This window comes from Enterococcus raffinosus (assembly GCF_001886185.1).
In the GTDB taxonomy this organism is placed as follows: domain Bacteria; phylum Bacillota; class Bacilli; order Lactobacillales; family Enterococcaceae; genus Enterococcus_A; species Enterococcus_A raffinosus.
On sequence record NZ_JXLA01000036.1, the window covers coordinates 1 to 21,363 of the forward strand.

Genomic DNA, 21,363 nt, shown 5'->3' on the forward strand with positions numbered 1-21,363 from the left:
CACCAACACTAGATATTATAGAGCCTATTATTTGAACTCATACTAATAATAGTATGAGTTTTTTAATTATCTTGACTCTTTTATTGAATTGGGTTAGCGTTGAGTCATCCAATAATAAATGAGGGATTTCTATGTGGGAGCTATCAGAAAAAACAAAAATACCGATATATCAACAAATTATGGAACAAATTATTTCCTATATTCAAGAAGGCACTCTGCAACCAGGAGATCGGTTGCCGTCGGAGCGTAAATTGGCTACATATTATAATGTAAATCGATCGACAGTCGTTCACGCTTTGGATGAGTTGGTTAGTCTGGGCTGGGTATTGCGGCGACAGGGTAGTGGGACAATAGTTAATGAGGGGAATTGGGGAAGAAGTACGATACCAAGGGTTGATTGGCGCAGTTTTTTTACACAGGAATCACATCCTAGAGAACCTTTTCTGGAAAAATTACAACTTTTATTGTCTGATTCTGAAGCACTTGATCTTTACTCAGGAGAACTCCCCTTAAATTTGATTCCTGATTTTCGCTTCCCTTCTTACACCTGGGAAGAATTACTTTTAGAAGAAAGAAAACAAAGCCCTTTGGGATATCGACCTTTGCAGCAGATTATTTGTCAGAAAATAAAAATAGAACAGAAAATTGATGTTTTTTCGGACCAAGTCTTGATCACCTCAGGCGCACAGCAGGCAATGTTCTTACTGCTTCAGGTAATGCTGCAGAGCGGAGACAGCGTAGCTATCGAGGATCCATCTTTTTTATACTCATTACCGATTTTCGCAACTGCAGGTATTAAACTGTATGGTGTAGAGATGGATAACGAAGGAATGAAGATCGATAAGTTAGAGCAATTAATTCTCACCAAAAAAATAAAACTAATTATCCTTAATCCAACTTTTCAAAATCCGACGGGGAAGACAATGTCAGAAAGTCGCAGAAGGCAATTGATTGAGCTCAGTCAAAAATACCAGCTACCAATTGTCGAGGATGAAGTATTCAGTGAGATGAATTTTAACCTCATCCCTCCTTCGTTGAAGGAACTTGCGCCACATCAAGTGATTCATCTAGGCTCGTTATCTAAAATTTTTGGTTCTTCTATCAAAATTGGCTGGATTGTGGCTGATCGGGATTTAATTCAACGATTATCCGAGGCCAAGCAAATGATGGATTTTTCCATCAGCGTTTTTCCACAGGTGATCGCCCATACCGCTTTGACTGATTCACAGTTTGAACGGAATCAGAAAGAATTAGTAAGTAAATTAAAGAAACGTGCAAACTTATTTGTTTCATTAGCTGATAGTATTTCAGAGGATTGGATAATTTCTAAAATTGAAGGCGGAATCTATGTTTATTTTACTTGGCGGCATCAAAAATTGTTCAGAAAAGACTGGGATATTTTCCTAAGAGAAAAAATATTAATTGCCCCCGCATTTCTTTTTAGTAGTGATACAATGGCAATGAGAGTGAATTATACTCGACTATCAGAAAAAGCACAGCAATTTTTTTCGAAAAACTACAGAAGATTTCTAGAGAGCTAAGGAGGAATTAAATGGATGCATTAAAGAGTTTACAGACACACCGAACGTATCGTAATTTTGACGAAAACTATCAATTATCAGAGGAAGAATTACAAAAAATTTTGAACGCAAGTCGTCAAGCACCGAGTTGGATGAATGGTCAAATGTACAGCATTATCGTGGTACGAGATCGGAAAATTAGAGAAAAGCTTGTTGAACTGAATCCAGGGAATCCACACATGCTTAAAAGTTCGGTTTTTCTTGTATTCGTAGCTGATTTAAAAAGAACAGAGAAGGTCGCTAAACATTATGAAGTGGGTTATCGCATTAATGAAGGTATAGATCCGTTGATCACAGCAGTAACCGATGCTGCTTTAGCCCTGGAAAATGCAGTAATCGCCACTGAATCTTTAGGATTAGGTTCTGTAGTCGTTGGATCGATTAGAAAAGATATTCCAGAAGTAAGCAATTTGTTGGATTTACCTGATTTCGTCTTTCCTGTTGCTGGCTTGAGCATTGGAAAGCCCAATGTGGAAATGAAAATCAAACCTCGTTTGCCAGAACAGGCAATTGTACACTATGACACGTACCAAGATTATGACTATCAGTTAATAGAAGAGTATGATGATACGATGGAAAAATTTGCAGAAGCTCGCGAAACGAAACTGTGGAGTAAAAAATTTGCAGATTACTTTAGCAGTTCCCCAAATAAAAAGGTCGATGAGTTTCTGAAAATGAAAAAGTTTTTTCAATCTAATGTTTGACACCGAGAGTTAACTGACATATAGTAAGGATGTAAATAAGAATAATTGTTAGGTGAGGCTCCTATACGGACACAGGCTACTGCCCAAAAATGTCGAGAGACGCNAAACAGGAATCATCGTGAAGGTGATTCATAACGTAGCTGACAAATTTTGTCTACGCCCTATAGTGCTAAAGCTCGACGATGAACATGATTGAATTTTCGCGCGTGCTCATTTTCGAGTGTGCGCTTTTTTTCTGTCAGTTAAACCTGTAAGCATGTTAGGTTGCTTAATATCGCCAAAGAATAATGAAAGGATGTGAGGAAGATGGACCTTGAAGATAGTCGACCGAAAAGTAAGAATAACTGGGCGGCTTTGGCTGCCTTGAATTTTAGGAGGAAAAACTATGATGAACAAAAAAGGCCTTCTTGCTCGCAAAATCAATAAAGATCAAGAGTTAAAAAAATTAGCAATTTTATCTGATCGTGACTTATTCCTTAATTTGCGAACATCTCTTCAGGGACTATCAGAGGAGGATGCGCAAAGTCGTTTGGAGGAGTATGGACCTAATGAAGTTTCTGCGCAGAAGCCGACACCTGGTATTTTATTATTTTTGCAGGCTTTCAACGATCCTTTTGTCTATGTTTTAGCGCTTTTAGCCATCGTTTCATTGTTGACAAATGATATTGAGGCCTCAATTGTGATGACGATCATGATCTTGGCTAGTGTTTTGATTACGTTCATTCAAGAATATCGCTCACAAAAGGCGAGTATTGAATTAAAGGAAATGATTGAAAATACCGCTGCGATCACACGTAATGGAGAAACAAAGGAAATTCCGATGGACGAAGTAGTTCCTGGTGACATTCTGACGTTAGCGACTGGAGACATGATTCCAGCAGATGCGGTGTTAATCTGGACGAAGGATCTCTTCGTCAATCAATCCTCGTTAACGGGAGAATCAATGCCTGTCGAAAAATATCTTTCAGATGAGACGGAAATAAACGAAGAAACAACCGCATTAGACTTAACCAATTTAGTATTTATGGGAACTGACGTGTTAAGTGGTCAAGGAAAAGCTATTATTCTAAAGACAGGTCAGCAAACGTTCTTTGGTGATATCGCTAAAAATGCGACATCGAAACGTGGCAAGACTTCTTTTGATATTGGATTATCAAAAGTTAGTAAGTTGCTGCTGCGTATGGTTATGGTTCTGTTTCCCTTAGTGTTTTTAATTAACGGATTTACTAAGGGGGATTGGAGTAGTGCCTTCTTCTTTGCAATTGCAGTTGCAGTGGGCTTGACACCTGAAATGCTCCCAATGATAGTAAGCTCAAATTTGGCGAAGGGGGCATTAACTCTTTCGAAGCATAAAGTCATTGTGAAAGAATTAGCTTCGATTCAAAATCTAGGTAGTATGGATGTTTTATGTACAGATAAAACGGGAACTATTACGGAAGATCGCGTTGTATTAGTACAGCATTTAGACCCTTTAGGAAATGAAAATGAACAAGTTTTGGACTTGGCTTTTATGAATTCTACCTATCAGACAGGGTGGAAAAATTTGATGGACATCGCGGTAATTAATTATTTTGAAGAGCAAAATCGTCATTTGCCTTATCGAGCGGTTCAGAAAATTGATGAGATACCATTTGATTTTTCTCGTCGGCGTTTAACTGTCGTAATGAAGACGGATGAGCATCAACTAATGATCACTAAGGGCGCTGTTGAAGAAATGGCAGCAATCTGCAAATATGTTGAAATAAATGGGGAAATTTTAGAATTAACGCCAGATATCCGCCAACAGTTACAGATTGTTAACGAGAAAATGAATCGTCAAGGTATGCGAGTAATCACGGTTGCTGTGCGGCGAGATGCCCATGATGAACCTATTTATTCAACGGATGATGAAAAAGATATGACATTAATCGGTTTTATGGGGTTCCTTGATCCAGCAAAGGCATCAGCTAAACCAGCAATTAAATCGCTCCAACAACACGGTGTAACAGTGAAGGTTTTGACAGGGGATAATGCAATCGTTGCTCAAAAAGTATGCCAAGATGTTGGTATTCCTGCGGATGATTTTGTATTAGGGAATCAAATTGATGAAATGTCAGATGAAGAGCTGTATCAAGCAGCAGAAAAAATCAATCTGTTTGCCAAGTTAAACCCTATGCAAAAATCACGAATCATTGAATCGCTACAAACTAAGGGACACACGGTGGGTTTCATGGGGGATGGAATCAATGATGCGCCAGCCTTACGAAAAGCTGATGTCGGAATTTCGGTGGACACAGCGGCAGATATCACTAAGGATGCCAGTTCAATCATCCTACTAGAAAAAAGTCTAGGCGTTTTAGAAAGTGGTGTTATTGAAGGCCGCCGAGTATTTAGTAATATGATGAAATACATTAAAATCACTATTAGTTCAAATTTCGGAAACGTATTTTCTATTCTAATTGCTAGCGCGTTTTTACCATTTTTACCTATGCTGTCAATTCAATTACTATTGCAAAATTTAATCTATGATTTTGCACAACTAACAATTCCTTGGGACAATGTGGATGATGAGGAGTTACAGGCTCCAACTAAATGGGAAACTACCGGTCTATTGAAATTCACTGTCTGTATTGGTCCGATCAGCTCAGTTTTCGACATAATTACTTTCTTAGTCATGTGGTTCATTTTTGGTGCCAATACAGTTGGTGCACAAAACCTTTTCCAAACCGGGTGGTTTATGATCGGTCTTACCACACAAGCATTGGTTGTTTTAATGGTAAGAACGAAGAAAATTCCATTTATCCAAAGTCGTCCAGCACCACAAGTTTTTGCCAGTTTACTGATGGCTGTTGTTGTCGGAGCATTAGTTGTTTTGACTCCAATTGCTGAACAATTTGATTTTGTTCATTTACCAAGCAGCTATTGGTTATGGTATCTTATTATCGTTGCTGCTTACATGTTGGCGACTCAGCTAGGAAAAGTCGTATATATAAAAATTGCAAAAGAATGGATCTGAACTATAACAGAATGGCCTGTGTTGCCATTCTGTTTCTTTTTTTGTGAAAAAAGGCAACAAAATTTAAGTTTTAAAGATTGTGCAGTCAATCGTTTTAGTTATAAATTATTCTAAAAACGATAGAGCTTTAATAAAACTAAATACCCTTTTGATTTAATCTTATTGTTTTGTCCGGTTGGTAAGAATTCCTTATTGAAAGGGTGCTGAACATGATTTCACAAGCCTAAAATGTGAAACGCTTCAATTCGCTCAGAATTAGTGAGCAAGTTTGTTGTCAATTGAATACAAAAATGCTAATTTAGAATGGAAGGAGCAATAGCAATAATACAGATTGACTTGCTGTTGCACTGACAACAAGACTTAATTTATTTAAGAGAGGAAAGTGTACACCATGGCAGAAAAAGAGTTAACGATTGATTTTGAAGCCTTACTAAAAGATGTAAACGCGGATTTTCCCGTGTACCAAGCGCTGGATGAGGACGGGAAAATTGTAAATGAAAACCTAGTTCCTGAGCTATCCGATGATGAACTTGTAGAATTAATGACTTCGATGGTTTGGTCTCGAGTGCTAGACCAACGTTCGACTGCATTAAATCGTCAAGGACGTTTAGGATTTTTCGCGCCAACTGCTGGACAAGAAGCTAGCCAATTAGCTAGTCACTTTGCATTTGAAAAAGAAGACGTTTTATTACCAGGTTATCGTGATGTACCACAATTGATCAAACACGGACTACCATTAGCAGAGGCTTTCTTATGGTCTCGAGGTCATGTTGCAGGAAATAACTATCCAGTGGATTTGCAAGCATTGCCTCCACAAATCATTATAGGTGCGCAATATGTTCAAGCGGCTGGTGTTGCTTTAGGACTGAAGAAACGTAACAGCAAAAACGTTGTTTTCACTTATACAGGCGATGGTGGTTCATCACAGGGTGATTTCTATGAAGCAATTAACTTTGCCGGTGCTTATCATGCAAACGCTGTATTTTATATTCAAAATAACGGATTTGCGATTTCTACTCCTCGTGAAAAACAATCCGCAGCAAAAACGTTAGCTCAAAAATCAGTGGCAGCAGGAATTCCTGGTATTCAGGTTGACGGAATGGATCCATTAGCAGTCTATTACGTTTCTAAAAAAGCACGTGAGTGGGCAGCAAACGGCAATGGTCCAGTGTTAATTGAAACTTTGACTTACAGATATGGTCCACACACGCTATCTGGTGATGACCCAACACGTTACCGTTCAAAAGAAATGGATGATGAATGGACAAAGAAAGATCCATTGGTTCGATTCCGTAAATATCTGACAGAAAAAGGCTTATGGTCAGAAGAGCAAGAAGAAAAAGTGATCGAAGCAACAAAAGAAGAAATTAAACAAGCGATTACTGATGCCGACCGTGTACCAAAGCAGAAAGTTTCTGATTTCTTGAAAAACATGTATGAGGTACAGCCACAAAACATTAAAGAGCAAATTGAATTCTATGAAGCGAAGGAGTCGAAATAATCATGGCACAAAAAACAATGATACAAGCAATTACAGATGCCTTAGCTCTGATGCTTGAAAAAGATAAAGAAGTATTAATTTTCGGTGAAGACGTTGGGAAGAACGGAGGCGTTTTTCGTGCCACTGAGGGATTGCAAGAGAAATTCGGTGAAGATCAAGTTTTCGATACGCCATTAGCTGAATCTGGTATTGCGGGACTTGGTTTTGGCTTAGCATTGCAAGGCTTCCGTCCAGTTCCAGAGATTCAATTCTTTGGTTTTGTATTTGAAGCGATGGATGAAATTGTCGGACAAATGGCTCGGACTCGTTATCGCATGGGAAATACTCGGAATTTACCGATCACGATTCGTGCACCATTCGGTGGCGGCGTTCATACACCAGAACTCCACTCAGATAATTTAGAAGGTTTAATGGCACAATCACCAGGTCTGCGTGTAGTTATTCCATCAAACCCTTATGACGCAAAAGGACTATTGATCGCATCAATCAGAAATAACGACCCGGTAGTCTTCTTAGAACATATGAAGCTTTACCGTTCATTCCGTGAAGAAGTTCCAGAAGGAATTTATGAAGTACCTCTAGACAAAGCAGCTGTAACTAAGGAAGGATCAGATGTTTCAATTATTACTTATGGCGCGATGGTTCGTGAAGCAATTAAAGCTGCTGACAATTTAGCAAAAGAAAATATTAATGCAGAAATTATTGACTTGCGGACAGTAGCTCCTCTTGATGTTGAAACAATCATTAAATCAGTAGAGAAGACTGGTCGTGTCGTTGTTGTTCAAGAAGCGCAAAAACAAGCAGGCGTTTCTGCACAAGTAATTTCAGAAATCTCAGAACGGGCAATTCTTTCATTAGAAGCACCAATCGGGCGGGTTTCTGCTCCAGATACGATTTTCCCATTTGGACAAGCGGAAGGTATCTGGTTGCCAAACGCAGCAGATATCGAAGCAAAAGTAAAAGAAATCGTAGAATTTTAAACTAAAGGAGCGAAAAAAAATGGCTTACCAATTTAAACTGCCTGACATCGGTGAAGGCATTGCTGAAGGTGAGATCGTCAAATGGTTCGTCAAAGCTGGCGATACAATTAACGAAGATGACACTTTATTAGAAGTACAAAATGATAAATCAGTGGAAGAAATTCCCTCTCCTGTAACAGGAACAATCAAAAAAATCATTGTTGATGAAGGAACAGTTGCGAATGTCGGTGACGTTTTAGTTGAAATCGATGCACCTGGTCATGAAGATAATGAAGGGGACGCAGGTGTTGCAGCAGAATCGCAAACACCAGAAGCGCCAGCGGCTGAACCAACGGTCGAAAGCGGATCAAGTGAGAGCAGCAGTTCTAATGAGGGCGGCGGAGTTTTCCAATTCAAATTACCCGATATTGGTGAAGGCATTGCGGAAGGCGAAATCGTTAAGTGGTTCGTTAAAGCTGGCGATAAGATCGAAGAAGACGATACTTTATTAGAAGTTCAAAACGACAAATCAGTGGAAGAAATTCCCTCTCCAGTAACAGGGACAATCAAGAAAATCATTGTTGATGAAGGAACAGTTGCCAATGTTGGAGACGTTTTAGTCGAAATTGATGCACCTGGACACAATGATTCAAGTGCTTCTTCAAGCGAAGCATCTGTACCAACGGAGGCGCCAAAAGCTGAAGCGAAAGGAAACACTTCAGTTGTAGAAGCAAGTAATCCAGATAAACGCGTCTTAGCAATGCCGTCCGTTCGTCAATACGCACGTGAGAAAGATGTGGATATTAGCCAGGTAACTGCTACTGGAAAAGGTGGACGTGTCCTTAAGGAAGATATCGATACATTTATTTCCGGCGGTGGACAAACTGAACCAACCAAATCAGAAGTAAAATCAACTGAAACAGCTGCTTCATCAGCAAGTTCACCAGTGATAGCTGAGAAACCTGCTCAACCATTTACGTCAAATATGGGTGAAATGGAAACTCGTGAGAAATTGACACCAACCCGTAAAGCGATTGCTAAAGCAATGGTTAACAGCAAACATACTGCACCTCATGTAACTCTGCATGACGAAGTAGAAGTGTCTAAGCTTTGGGATCATCGTAAGAAATTCAAGCAAGTAGCTTTAGACAACGGAACAAAATTAACGTTCTTGCCTTACGTGGTGAAAGCTTTAACAGCAACAGTGAAAAAATACCCAGTCTTGAATGCATCAATCGATGATGCAGCTCAAGAAATTGTCTATAAAAATTACTACAACATTGGTATTGCGACAGATACTGATCATGGTTTATATGTACCAAACGTCAAAAATGCTGATACAAAAGGTATGTTTAAAATTGCAGATGAAATTAATGAAAAAGCAGCATTGGCACATGACGGTAAGTTATCTGCGGATGATATGCGGAATGGGACGATCACAATCTCAAATATTGGTTCTGTAGGCGGTGGCTGGTTTACTCCAGTAATCAACTACCCTGAAGTTGCGATTCTTGGCGTTGGTACGATTGCACAACAACCAATCGTTAACGATGAAGGCGAATTAGCGGTTGGCCGTGTAATGAAACTTTCATTAAGCTTCGACCATCGTATCGTTGATGGTGCGACAGCACAAAAAGCTATGAACAATATTAAACGTTTATTGGCTGATCCAGAATTATTATTAATGGAAGGATGATAAAATCATGGTAGTTGGAGATTTTGCCATTGAATTAGATACAGTTGTAATCGGTGCTGGACCTGGCGGCTATGTTGCCGCTATCCGCGCCGCTGAAATGGGACAGAAGGTAGCGATTATTGAGCGTGAATATATTGGAGGCGTGTGTTTAAACGTCGGTTGTGTTCCGTCAAAAGCGCTAATTTCTGCGGGACATCATTACCAAGACTCACTTGATTCATCAATGTTTGGTGTCACAAGTGAAAAAGTCAAATTGGATTTCACGAAAACACAAGAGTGGAAAGAAAATGAAGTCGTTAATAAATTAACTTCAGGTGTTAAATTTTTATTGAAAAAACACAAAGTAGAAATTATCGAAGGGGAAGCATTCTTTGTAGATGACAAAACTTTACGAGTAATTCACCCTGATTCTGCTCAAACTTACTCATTTAATAATGCAATTGTCGCAACAGGTTCTCGTCCAATCGAGATCCCCGGCTTTAAATTCGGTGGTCGCGTATTAGATTCTACTGGCGGCTTAGCCTTAGCAGAAGTTCCAGAAAAACTTGTCATTATTGGCGGTGGCGTTATCGGTGCTGAACTAGGTGGCGCATATGCCAATCTAGGTGCTGAAGTGACAATTGTTGAAGGTACACCACAAATTTTGCCTACTTATGAAAAAGACATGGTGCAACTTGTTGAAAAAGATTTCAAACAAAAAGGAATTAAAGTCGTGACCTCTGCAATGGCTCGTGAAGCTGTTGATAATGGTGATAGTGTAACGGTTCGTTATGAAGTTGACGGCAAAGAAGAAACGGTTGATGCTGATTATGTGATGGTAACTGTCGGTCGCCGTCCGAATACAAATGACATGGGCTTAGAACAAGCGGGTGTTGAAATGACAGATCGAGGATTGATTCCAGTCGACAAACAAGGACGTACAAACGTGCCTAGCATCTATGCCATTGGCGACATAGTTCCTGGAGCTGCTTTAGCTCATAAAGCAAGCTACGAAGCGAAAATCGCAGCGGAAGCAATCTCTGGCAAGAAAGTTGTAGTGGACTATAAAGCAATGCCCGCAGTAGCTTTTACTGATCCAGAATTAGCTACTGTTGGAATGACGATCAAGGAAGCAAAAGAAGCTGGATTAGAAGCAAAAGCGTTCAAATTCCCATTCTCTGGAAATGGCCGCGCCCTATCTTTAGGTAAAACAGAAGGATTCATTCGTTTAGTAACTACCGTAGAAGACAATGTCATCATTGGCGGTCAAATTGCTGGTGTTGGAGCGAGTGATATGATTTCTGAATTGGCGTTAGCCATCGAATCTGGTATGAATGCCGAAGATATTGCTTTAACCATCCACCCACACCCATCATTAGGTGAAATTGTTATGGATGCTTCTGAATTAGCTTTAGGTATGCCAATCCATATTTAAAAAGAGAGAGCCAAAATCCTAATTATTAGTGGATTTTGGCTTTTTTTTACAGTCTGAAACGTTCCCCCTTATCAATATGCTTTTTCAGAAGAAGATTTTTTCAATAGAAATACTAACTTAAACTTATCACAATCAAGAGTGTTCTATTGATCCGTGCACACTAGTTTAGTGCTGCTTTTTTACCCAAAATAACTGCTGATCTAGGCAATAGCTACTTCATTCAAGATGGATAAACGAAACTTGTATCTGTGCGACATGGTATTTCAAGTCTTTTCTTAATAAAAGTCGTTCCAAAAATATTGCCGATTTTTATCTACTCGTTTCTTCCTTAAATTAATAGATCTGGCGAGAAGACAGTAGGGGCAAATCAAATCATCAGGAAGTTCATCTAGTTTCTGCAGAGAAAATTTTAGTAGAGTATCTCAGCTATTTAACGCCCAATCGTGATTTGAAATATATTCACTATGATTTGTATGCAAAGTTCATTTATGGTTTGCTTTTAGTAAAAAAGCATGATTCAAAAGGACAGGATCAATGTGAACGAATCATCGATATTTTTGTGAATGTTTGTGGCTATACAAATTATGGCAACCGTTTGAATATTCTCTATCAGTCAACTTTAGCAGAGTCTGAGCAAACCAACTAAATATAGTAGACGAACAGGATGGTCCATAAGCAAAAGTTTCGATGATTCTATGGTAAACTAATTTGGAATGGAGTGTGGATCAATGGCAAATTATAGTTATCCAATTGATGAAGATTGGACACATGAAGAAATCGTGATTGTTATCAACTTTCTGAATTTAGTAGAAGAAGCGAACGAAAACGGTGTTGATAAAGAAGTCTTTTTAGAAGGCTATAAAAAATTCAAAACAGTTGTTAAAAGTATCGGAGAAGAAAAACGAATAGGTCGTGATTTTCAAGAGGTTAGCGATTATTCTATTTATCGAACATTACAAAAAGCAAAAGCAACAACGACAAAACGCTTTAAAATGTAATATTTTCTATTTAATACTTATTCATGGTGGCAATCAAAACTTAGCTAGGAGAGATTATCAAGATGGAAAAAGAAATTATTAGTTGGATTTATGAGGCGGCTGAAATAATTAAATCAGGATTAGGTGACGCACTAAAAGTGGACCAAAAAAATGGACGAACCGATTTAGTGACAAATGTTGATAAAGAGGTTCAAGATTTTATTGTTGAAAAAATTAATGCTTTTGATCCAGAGGCTCTGATTTTAGGAGAAGAAAACGGACAGGATCAGACACCAATCGATAAAGGACGTGTTTTTGTCATTGATCCAATTGACGGAACACTAAATTTTGTCATGCAGCGAGAAAATTTTTGTATCATGATTGCTGTCTACGAAGAGGGAAAAGGACAATTAGGATTTATTTATGATGTGATGCGAGATGAACTTTTTTGGGGTGGACCAAAAGTTGGGAAAGTCTTCTTTAATCAAGAAGAAATTTCAGCCCCTGAAAATCAGTCGTTAAGAGAAGGGTTAATTGGTATGAATGCCGCGCTGTACCGTAAAAATAGTTACCATGCGCAAGAAATTGGACAAGCGTCTATGGGGATTCGTGTTTTAGGGTGCGCCGGGTTAGACTTCATCGCAATAATAAAGGGAACTCAAATTGGTTATGTCAGTATGTTGAGTCCGTGGGACTATGCAGCGGGAACGATTATGATGGAGCAGTTAGGAATGAGCTTTACAGGAAAAAATCAAAAGCCCTTAAGCTTCCAAGGTCGGGAGTTTTTTATTGGTGCAACTCAGGCCGCGATGGCTGAAATCCAAGCGTTTGATGAAGACAATCGTTAAGAAAATACTTTTTCTGAAAAAATGAAAATGTTTTACTAACACTCTTAATGATTTTCTGTTATAATTGTCAATCGAGTGAGTCTCGCGTTACAAGAAAAGGAGCAATTAAAATTGAATTACAGAGAAGATATCCGCAACGTGGCCATTATTGCCCACGTCGACCATGGTAAAACAACACTAGTTGATGAAATGCTTAAACAATCTGATACCCTTGACAGCCACGTTAGCCTACAAGAACGTGCAATGGATTCAAATGCATTAGAAAAAGAACGTGGTATCACGATCTTAGCGAAAAATACTGCTGTAAACTATAAAGACTACAAGATCAACATTATGGACACACCAGGACACGCCGATTTCGGTGGTGAAGTGGAACGTATCATGAAAATGGTTGATGGCGTACTATTAGTTGTAGATGCTTATGAAGGTACGATGCCGCAAACACGTTTCGTATTGAAAAAAGCATTGGAGCAACATTTAACACCAATCGTTGTTGTAAATAAAATTGACAAACCTTCTGCTCGTCCAGAAGAAGTTGTAGATGAAGTATTAGAATTATTTATCGAATTAGGTGCAGATGATGATCAATTAGATTTCCCAGTTATTTACGCTTCAGCGATTAACGGAACATCTAGTTTATCCGATGATCCTGCAGAACAAGAACCAACAATGGCTCCTGTTTTTGATACGATTGTTGAAAAAATTCCTGCTCCTGTTGATAATAGTGATGAGCCATTACAATTCCAAGTTTCATTGTTGGATTACAATGACTACGTAGGCCGTATTGGTATCGGACGTATCTTCCGTGGAAAGATGAAAGTCGGCGATCAAGTTTCTGTTATGAAGCTTGATGGTTCAATTAAGAATTTCCGCGTTACAAAAATCTTTGGTTTCTTTGGCTTGCAGCGTTTAGAAGTTCAAGAAGCAAAAGCAGGAGATTTGATTGCTGTTTCTGGTATGGAGGATATTTTCGTTGGAGAAACAGTGACGCCTGTTGACCATCAAGAAGCATTACCAATTCTGCATATTGATGAACCAACTTTGCAAATGACTTTCTTAGTGAATAATTCACCATTTGCTGGTCGTGAGGGTAAATATGTGACTGCTCGTAAAATCGAAGAACGCTTAATGTCAGAATTGCATACAGACGTTTCACTTCGCGTTGAAAATACCGATTCACCAGATGCATGGACTGTTTCAGGGCGTGGGGAATTGCACTTATCAATCTTGATCGAAAATATGCGTCGTGAAGGATATGAATTACAAGTTTCTCGTCCAGAAGTTATCGAAAGAATCGTAGATGGTGTGAAATGTGAACCGTTTGAACGTGTACAAATCGATACTCCAGAAGAATATATGGGGAGTGTAATTGAAGCATTAGGGCAACGTAAAGCTGAAATGCAAGATATGATCCATTCAGGAAACGGTCAAGTCCGTTTGGTCTTTTTGGCACCAGCTCGTGGTTTGATTGGATTCACTACTGAATTCTTATCAATGACGCGTGGGTATGGTATTATGAACCACACATTTGACCAATACCTACCATTGATCCAAGGAGTGATTGGTGGACGTCGTAATGGTGCGTTAGTTTCTGTTGATAATGGAAAAGCTACAATGTACTCTATTATGAGTGTTGAAGAACGTGGAACAGTTTTTGTCGAACCAACGACAGAAGTATATGAGGGTATGATTGTTGGTGAAAACAGTCGTGATAAAGACTTAGGTGTTAACATTACAAAAGCTAAACAAATGACCAACGTTCGTTCCGCTACAAAAGACCAAACATCGGTTATCAAAAAACCACGAATTTTAACCTTGGAAGAGTCGTTAGAGTTCTTGAATGATGATGAATACTGTGAAATTACACCAGAATCGATTCGTTTACGTAAACAGATTTTAAATAAATCAGAACGTGAAAAAGCAGCGAAGAAACGCAAATTAGCTGCAGAATAAGAACATTGCTTTGATTGAAGATCACACTTTATGTGTGGTCTTTTTTAATTTCTAAATTATCATGATTATTTTATAGTAATCAAAACCTTGATTTTATTTTTTTTAATAAGATCAATTCTTATATGTTAATTATTTTAAAAAATCTGGCATGATGTTTTGTGAGAAATAGTTTATGTTATTTTTGTGAGGTGTAGGGAGCGTTTTAGCTGGTGATTGGAATTTTGATTGCGATGTTTAATTGAGAGAAATGAATGAAATAAGGAGATAAATCATGGTAGAGGAACATGGATTAAAAAAGGAGCAGCTTTTTTCAATAAAGCGCAGGACTTTAGAAAAAAGAATCAAGCACTTTTACAAAGATACGAAAGATGGAAATAGCGCGATCCAATTATTGGTAGCGCTTCAAGTGAGAGAAGAGTTGTGTGAAGAGGATTTTTCTTTTATGCTTGCTGATTTGGTTCACTACATCTTTTTACGAACTAGATCTAATGCGACATTGCGCCGCTATTACATTTTTTTTACCGAATATTTTGAAAAGAGAGAATGGCGCTTATTGTTGATAAAGCTATTCCCTGCAAAAACATATCTTGCTGACAAGCTTAAAAAAATATTTACGCAGATTATTAAACAGCCGTTAGCTGGATTAGTTGGTTCATGACGATAATCAAGAAGATTAGAAAAATTAAAAAAGAAGGGAAAGAATGAATGTATACATTAGATGCTGAATTTGCGAACACGAACGGCAAGAGTCAACATCTTCGTTTAAAAGGATTCGACCCAAGGAAAACAGCCGGAGAAATCAGAGCTTCTTTAGAAAAATTAACAAAGCTAAACCTCTTTGAAAAAGATGGTATAGGCTTATTTCATAAAGTTTTACATGCAAAGATGATTGAAAAACGGGAAACACCGATCTTCGATTCAAAAGATATTGAGGTGTCAAAAACTGCTGATGCTAACATCCAAGAAACAGAAACACTAGCGCAGGTGTTACAAACTGAACAGACATTAGCAGATATCTGCATTCCTGAAGACTTAGTAATTACGGAAGAAAGACCACAAGCAGATGTTCTAGTACGAGCAATTGAATTCCCTCGCGACATTGATCCAAGGGAGCTGACTGATAGTCAAGCACTGGTGATAATCTCTGCTTGCGTAACTGCTGGAGCCACATTGGAGGATATTCGTATAGATGACAGCACAAGTCCCTCGCGACTCGTACTGATTCAAAGAATAACAGAGGAAAAGGCGAATGAGAAGCTCTTCCAGAAGCCACCTGAATATCTAAAAAAAAGACGAAAGCGTCTACTAGATCATATTCGCAAACGAGAATAACTCATGGTAATTGCTTAATAAAAAAATCCAACTTTGGTATATGGTAGATTCATAGTAAGCTGATCTTTATTAATTGAATAGTTGATTTTTTGCCTACTAAATTAGTAGGCTATTTGTCGTGCTTAGGATTAAAAAAATGTTCAGTGAATAAGTCGCGGTAAGGAACGATTGTCATCGCTTCGATCAAAATCTAATCAACGTATTGTTAAACTGTAGAATTGGAAATTATAAAAAACTGTTATGTTTCATATGAAAGCTTTGTTTCACAGGGAGGGTTGCAAAAAGAATTGATTTTTCGCGCTTTCATATAAAGTTTCTGGGTTGTAATCTCTTTGTAATATTCTACAGGCTGTGTAAAAGTCAAAATCCGAACAAAGAGTTTAGAAAAAGCTTAGTCTCACGTATTTTTTCCCTTTTTAATTTTTTTCTATGTTATAATGTTGAAATCAAGATAGGAGGGAAGCAGAATGGAAAATATTTCTTCTGATTTTGCCATTAAAGTGTTGCAAGAAGATGCTGATCGAATCAAGCTTTTGATTCGCAATCAAACGAATAGTTTGTGTATCTCTCAATGTAAAGCTTTTGAAGAAGTCGTTGATACACAAATGTATGGCTTCTCACGTCAAGTATTCTTTGCTGAAAAAGTAGGTATCTTGAAGCGCGGAGAAGGGCAGCAAATGCTTAGTGAACTGGAAGCAGAGTTAAATCGTTTATATACGGAATTGTACGAAACTCGTCAGGATCTGACGGATGCCGGCTGGGAGGCTTAACCCTTGCCAACGAAGATAAAGAAACGACATTTTTTAGATTATAGTATTTTGATTCCTTATTTGATTTTAACTGTGATCGGATTGATTTTTGTTTACAGTTCAACTTCCTATTTGCTGATTACAAATGATGTGAACCCAACAAGCCTGGTGATGAACCAAGGAATTTTTTGGGTTTTAAGTTTAATTATGATCAGTTTGATGTACAAGATGAAAACAGATGTATTGAAAAGTCAGCAGCTAATTATTATTGCGACTTATTTCATATTCATCTTGTTGATTGTTGTCTTTTTTATTGGTGATGAAGTAAATGGCGCTAAAGGTTGGATTCGGATCGGATCATTTAGTATGCAGCCGGCTGAGTATTTGAAAATTATGGTCGTTTGGTATTTGTCTTATATCTTGTCGAAGCGTCAAGATACGATTCAAGAAAATTTCGTGACAGATATGAAACGTCCACTAATGCTGGTTTTTGCAATGATTTTTTTAGTAGCCGTTCAACCAGACATGGGAAATGCCGCTATTATCACATTGCTTGCGTTGATCTTGCTTCTGGCTAGCGGAGTTAACTGGGTTTATAGTTTGATTGTTGGTGGTGCAGGAATAGTTGGAAGTTTTCTTGTTATTGAATTTTTAACGCATTTTGGTGAAGCAATTTTTCCAGGGAAGCTCCAATATATCGTCAGTCGATTTGAGAGTTTTAAAAACCCCTTCAAATATGAGCTAGATCAAGGACATCAAATGGTCAACGGTTATTACGCTATGTTTAATGGTGGCTGGTTTGGCCGTGGACTGGGAAATAGTATTGAGAAAAAAGGTTTTTTAAGTGAAGCTCATACGGACTTCATCTTTTCTATAGTAATAGAAGAAGTTGGTTTGATCGGCGCTTTAATTATATTAGCAATTTTAATTTTTATGATCGCACGAATTTACTTGGTTGGGATTCGTTCGAAAAAACCTTTCAATTCGCTGATTTGTATCGGTATTGGAAGTTTGTTGTTATTACAAGTTTTTATTAATCTTGGTGGTATTTTAGGAATTATTCCATTGACTGGGATCACGTTCCCATTCTTGAGTCAAGGAGGAAACAGCTTACTTGTATTGTCAGTGGGCGTAGCTTTTGCATTAAATATTAGTGCGGATGAAAAACGGACAAAACTCGCAATCGAGTATGAATACTTAAAAAGTCAGGAGTGAAGTGCATGAAAAAGGTATTGGTAGCAAATAGAGGAGAAATTGCAACGCGGGTGTTTCGTGCGTGTAGTGAGTTAAACATTAAAACGGTGGCGATCTTTGCTGAAGAGGATCAGTATTCCGTTCACCGCTTCAAATCAGATGAGGCATATTTAGTCGGAAAAGGGAAGAAACCGATTGATGCCTACTTGGATATTGAAGATATTATTCGGGTGGCGAAAGAAGCAAAAGTGGATGCGATTCATCCAGGTTACGGCTTCCTCTCTGAAAACCTTGAGTTCGCGAAGCGCTGTCGGGAAGAGGGACTAATTTTTGTTGGGCCCGAGTTGCACCATTTAGATATTTTCGGCGATAAAATCAAAGCAAAGACTGCCGCGTTAGAAGCAGGAATTCCGTCAATTCCAGGTTCTGATGGTCCGGTCGACACAGTTGAAGGTGTTTTAGAATTTGCTGAATCACACGGTTATCCAATCATGATCAAAGCCGCTTTAGGCGGTGGGGGTCGTGGAATGCGGGTAGCACATGATGAAAAAGAAGCACGTGAAGGGTATGATCGTGCCAAAAGTGAAGCGAAAGCGGCTTTCGGTAACGATGAAATCTACGTCGAAAAATATGTTGCCAATCCTAAGCATATTGAAGTACAAATTTTAGGTGACACAAAGGGAAATGTTCTTCATTTATTCGAACGTGATTGTTCTGTTCAACGACGACATCAAAAAGTTGTTGAAGTCGCACCGTGTATTTCATTAACTGATGAACAACGAGAAAAAATCTGTCAAGCGGCCGTTCAATTAATGAAACACGTGGGCTATGTAAATGCTGGTACCGTCGAATTCTTAGTTGAAGGTGATAATTTTTATTTCATCGAGGTAAATCCTCGTGTCCAGGTTGAGCACACAATTACTGAATTAATCACTGGAGTGGATATTGTTACTTCGCAATTGCTAATCGCTCAAGGAAAAGACCTGCACAAAGAGATTGGTTTACCAGAACAAAAAGACATCCAAATGTCAGGTGCGGCAATCCAATGCCGAGTAACCACGGAAGATCCATTAAATGGCTTCATGCCTGATACTGGGAAAATTGATACTTACCGTTCACCAGGTGGTTTTGGTGTACGTCTAGATGTAGGAAATGCCTATGCAGGAGCAACTGTAACACCATACTTTGATTCTTTATTAGTAAAAGTATGTACCCATGCATTGAATTTTGATCAAGCCATTGAAAAAATGCAACGTTGCTTGATTGAGTTCCGAATTCGTGGAGTGAAAACCAATATTCCGTTTATGCACAATGTCATCAGTCATCCTGTGTTCCAAAGCGGAGATGCGAAAACGACGTTTATTGATAATACACCTGAATTATTTGAGTTTCCGCGTGTTCGCGACCGTGGAAATAAAACAATGCGCTATATTTCAGAAATCACAGTGAATGGTTTTCCAGGAATTGAAAAACAAGAAAAACGCTATTTTGAAACACCTCGAACACCAAAAATTGAGAAAAAAGAAATGGTTACTGCTAAGAATGTTTTAGACAAAGAAGGACCAGAGGCGGTAGCTAATTGGGTTAAAAAACAAGACTCCGTGTTGCTTACTGATACGACCTTCCGTGATGCCCATCAAAGTTTACTTGCAACGCGTGTCAGAACACATGATTTATTAAATGTTGCTCAAGCTACGGGTGAAGGAATTCCTGAATTGTTCTCAAGTGAAATGTGGGGGGGAGCGACCTTTGATGTGGCTTACCGCTTCTTAACAGAAGATCCTTGGAAACGTTTGAAATTATTACGTAAAGCAATGCCAAACACGTTATTGCAAATGCTGTTTCGTGGATCAAATGCAGTAGGGTACTCAAATTATCCAGATAATGTTTTGGAAGAATTCATTAAAGAAGCGGCATATCATGGAATCGATGTTTTCCGTATTTTTGACAGCTTGAATTGGATTCCTCAAATGGAAAAAAGTATTCAGTACGTACGTGATGCTGGAAAAATTGCTGAGGGAACGATTTGCTACACAGGAGATATTTTAGATCCAAGCCGCACAAAATATAATGTTCAATACTATAGAGATATGGCTAAAGAATTGGAAGCAATCGGTGCACATATGATTGCGATCAAGGACATGGCCGGATTGTTAAAACCTCAGGCAGCTTTCCGCTTAATTAGTGAACTGAAAGAAACAACCGATTTGCCGATTCATTTGCATACTCATGATACTGCTGGAAACGGAATTATTACATTGTCTGCCGCTGTTAAAGCTGGGGTAGATATCGTAGACGTTGCTACAAGTGCGATGAGTGGGGCAACGAGTCAGCCAAGTATGAGCAGTTTATATTATGCGCTTCAATATGGAGAACGTACACCGGATCTGAATCTGAAGAATGTTCGTCAATTGAATCATTATTGGGAAGATGTTCGCCCATACTATGCAAGCTTTGAAAATGGAATTATGGCTGCTCAGACAGAGGTATATAACCACGAAATGCCTGGTGGACAATATTCGAATCTGCAGCAGCAGGCAAAAGCTGTAGGTCTAGGCGAAAAATGGGATGAAATCAAAGAAATGTATCAAACGGTTAATATGATGTTTGGTGACATTGTAAAAGTAACACCATCCTCTAAAGTTGTGGGTGATATGGCTTTATTCATGGTACAAAATGAGCTGACAGAACAAGATATTTATTATCGTGGCGATGAGTTAAGTTATCCTGATTCAGTAGTCAGCTTCTTCCAAGGCGAGCTAGGACAGCCAGTTGGCGGATTCCCCGAGAAATTACAGCAGATCATTTTACAAGGCCGTCCTGCGATGCAGGAACGTCCAGGTAAGTTTGCTGAACCAGTAAAATTTGATAAAGTGAAAAAAGAGTTACAAGAATTAATCGGCTTTGAACCTAGTAAAACGGATGTATTAAGCTACTTAATGTATCCACAAGTTTTCTTAGACTATCAAAAATCCTATGGACAGTTTGCGGACGTTACTTTGTTAGATACACCAACCTTCTTTAGTGGTATGCGATTAGGGGAAACAATTACCGTTCAAATCGAAAAGGGAAAAACTTTGATTATTCGCTTAGATGAAATCGGTGAAGCGGATGTTGAAGGAAACCGGACATTGTTCTTTAACTTGAATGGTCAACGTCGTGAAATACTTGTTAAGGATGCGTCAATCAAGAGTGCTGTCCAAACGAAACGTAAAGTAGAGCCGACAAATCGTGAACAGATTGGTGCGACAATGACAGGTTCAGTATTGAAAGTTCTTGTTGAGAAGGGCGATCATGTTGAAAAAGGACAACCGTTATTGATTACAGAAGCGATGAAAATGGAAACCTCCATTGATGCTCGTTTCGCTGGAAAAGTCTCACACCTATATGTGGAGGAAGGGGAAAGTATTACATCTGGAGACTTATTAATTGAAGTGAAAGAAAAATAGTTTGATTTTGTT

At 38.6% G+C, this 21,363-nt stretch carries 15 protein-coding genes and 1 riboswitch; all 15 genes read left to right on the plus strand.

All coding sequences use genetic code 11. The features are described from left to right. The first annotated feature begins 131 nt into the window (after positions 1-131). Positions 132-1,541 (plus strand): aminotransferase-like domain-containing protein, encoded by a 1,410-nt coding sequence (locus RV13_RS16280; protein ID WP_249024490.1) that lies wholly within the window; start codon positions 132-134, stop codon positions 1,539-1,541. Positions 1,542-1,552: 11 nt separating this feature from the next. After that, positions 1,553-2,284: a nitroreductase family protein gene (locus tag RV13_RS16285; RefSeq protein WP_010744930.1), complete on the plus strand. Its 732-nt coding sequence runs from the start codon at positions 1,553-1,555 to the stop codon at positions 2,282-2,284. Positions 2,285-2,321: 37 nt separating this feature from the next. Further along, positions 2,322-2,478, plus strand: a riboswitch (M-box (ykoK) riboswitch). A 194-nt stretch (positions 2,479-2,672) separates the two neighbouring features. Beyond that, complete coding sequence (gene mgtA / locus RV13_RS16290; RefSeq protein WP_010744929.1) at positions 2,673-5,279, plus strand: magnesium-translocating P-type ATPase; 2,607 nt, start codon at positions 2,673-2,675, stop codon at positions 5,277-5,279. A gap of 391 nt (positions 5,280-5,670) precedes the next feature. Then, positions 5,671-6,780, plus strand: coding sequence for a pyruvate dehydrogenase (acetyl-transferring) E1 component subunit alpha (gene pdhA, locus RV13_RS16295; protein ID WP_010744928.1), 1,110 nt, complete (start codon positions 5,671-5,673; stop codon positions 6,778-6,780). Positions 6,781-6,782: 2 nt separating this feature from the next. Further along, positions 6,783-7,760: an alpha-ketoacid dehydrogenase subunit beta gene (locus RV13_RS16300; RefSeq protein ID WP_010744927.1), complete on the plus strand. Its 978-nt coding sequence runs from the start codon at positions 6,783-6,785 to the stop codon at positions 7,758-7,760. A gap of 19 nt (positions 7,761-7,779) precedes the next feature. After that, positions 7,780-9,435 (plus strand): dihydrolipoyllysine-residue acetyltransferase, encoded by a 1,656-nt coding sequence (locus RV13_RS16305; RefSeq protein WP_010744926.1) that lies wholly within the window; start codon positions 7,780-7,782, stop codon positions 9,433-9,435. Positions 9,436-9,442: 7 nt separating this feature from the next. Beyond that, positions 9,443-10,849, plus strand: a complete 1,407-nt coding sequence (gene lpdA, locus RV13_RS16310) for a dihydrolipoyl dehydrogenase (RefSeq protein WP_010744925.1) — start codon at positions 9,443-9,445, stop codon at positions 10,847-10,849. A 728-nt stretch (positions 10,850-11,577) separates the two neighbouring features. Next, a complete protein-coding gene (locus RV13_RS16320) occupies positions 11,578-11,847 on the plus strand; it encodes a UPF0223 family protein (protein ID WP_010744924.1) in 270 nt (89 codons plus the stop codon). A gap of 62 nt (positions 11,848-11,909) precedes the next feature. Beyond that, positions 11,910-12,674, plus strand: coding sequence for an inositol monophosphatase family protein (locus RV13_RS16325; RefSeq protein ID WP_010744923.1), 765 nt, complete (start codon positions 11,910-11,912; stop codon positions 12,672-12,674). Between the two features lie 111 nt (positions 12,675-12,785). Next, positions 12,786-14,627 carry a translational GTPase TypA gene (gene typA / locus RV13_RS16330; RefSeq protein WP_010744922.1) on the plus strand — a complete coding sequence of 614 codons (1,842 nt, stop codon included), beginning with the start codon at positions 12,786-12,788 and terminating at the stop codon, positions 14,625-14,627. A 271-nt stretch (positions 14,628-14,898) separates the two neighbouring features. After that, positions 14,899-15,285 carry a hypothetical protein gene (locus tag RV13_RS16335; RefSeq protein WP_010744921.1) on the plus strand — a complete coding sequence of 129 codons (387 nt, stop codon included), beginning with the start codon at positions 14,899-14,901 and terminating at the stop codon, positions 15,283-15,285. A 47-nt stretch (positions 15,286-15,332) separates the two neighbouring features. Continuing rightward, the gene (locus RV13_RS16340; RefSeq protein WP_028020684.1) at positions 15,333-15,959 is read left to right on the plus strand and encodes a DUF2922 family protein; all 627 of its coding nucleotides are present in this window, start codon (positions 15,333-15,335) and stop codon (positions 15,957-15,959) included. Positions 15,960-16,426: 467 nt separating this feature from the next. Then, positions 16,427-16,729: an Fpa/YlaN family protein gene (locus RV13_RS16345; RefSeq protein ID WP_010744919.1), complete on the plus strand. Its 303-nt coding sequence runs from the start codon at positions 16,427-16,429 to the stop codon at positions 16,727-16,729. A gap of 3 nt (positions 16,730-16,732) precedes the next feature. After that, complete coding sequence (locus tag RV13_RS16350; RefSeq protein WP_010744918.1) at positions 16,733-17,923, plus strand: FtsW/RodA/SpoVE family cell cycle protein; 1,191 nt, start codon at positions 16,733-16,735, stop codon at positions 17,921-17,923. Positions 17,924-17,928: 5 nt separating this feature from the next. Further along, the gene (locus tag RV13_RS16355; RefSeq protein ID WP_010744917.1) at positions 17,929-21,351 is read left to right on the plus strand and encodes a pyruvate carboxylase; all 3,423 of its coding nucleotides are present in this window, start codon (positions 17,929-17,931) and stop codon (positions 21,349-21,351) included. Positions 21,352-21,363: the final 12 nt, after the last annotated feature.

Bases quoted from the DNA above. Each gene is read 5' to 3' on its own strand.
- RV13_RS16280 (WP_249024490.1), top strand. From the start codon at position 132: ATGTGGGAGCTATCAGAAAAAACAAAAATACCGATATATCAACAAATT.
- RV13_RS16285 (WP_010744930.1), top strand. From the start codon at position 1,553: ATGGATGCATTAAAGAGTTTACAGACACACCGAACGTATCGTAATTTT.
- mgtA (WP_010744929.1), top strand. From the start codon at position 2,673: ATGAACAAAAAAGGCCTTCTTGCTCGCAAAATCAATAAAGATCAAGAG.
- pdhA (WP_010744928.1), top strand. From the start codon at position 5,671: ATGGCAGAAAAAGAGTTAACGATTGATTTTGAAGCCTTACTAAAAGAT.
- RV13_RS16300 (WP_010744927.1), top strand. From the start codon at position 6,783: ATGGCACAAAAAACAATGATACAAGCAATTACAGATGCCTTAGCTCTG.
- RV13_RS16305 (WP_010744926.1), top strand. From the start codon at position 7,780: ATGGCTTACCAATTTAAACTGCCTGACATCGGTGAAGGCATTGCTGAA.
- lpdA (WP_010744925.1), top strand. From the start codon at position 9,443: ATGGTAGTTGGAGATTTTGCCATTGAATTAGATACAGTTGTAATCGGT.
- RV13_RS16320 (WP_010744924.1), top strand. From the start codon at position 11,578: ATGGCAAATTATAGTTATCCAATTGATGAAGATTGGACACATGAAGAA.
- RV13_RS16325 (WP_010744923.1), top strand. From the start codon at position 11,910: ATGGAAAAAGAAATTATTAGTTGGATTTATGAGGCGGCTGAAATAATT.
- RV13_RS16335 (WP_010744921.1), top strand. From the start codon at position 14,899: ATGGTAGAGGAACATGGATTAAAAAAGGAGCAGCTTTTTTCAATAAAG.
- RV13_RS16340 (WP_028020684.1), top strand. From the start codon at position 15,333: ATGTATACATTAGATGCTGAATTTGCGAACACGAACGGCAAGAGTCAA.
- RV13_RS16345 (WP_010744919.1), top strand. From the start codon at position 16,427: ATGGAAAATATTTCTTCTGATTTTGCCATTAAAGTGTTGCAAGAAGAT.
- RV13_RS16355 (WP_010744917.1), top strand. From the start codon at position 17,929: ATGAAAAAGGTATTGGTAGCAAATAGAGGAGAAATTGCAACGCGGGTG.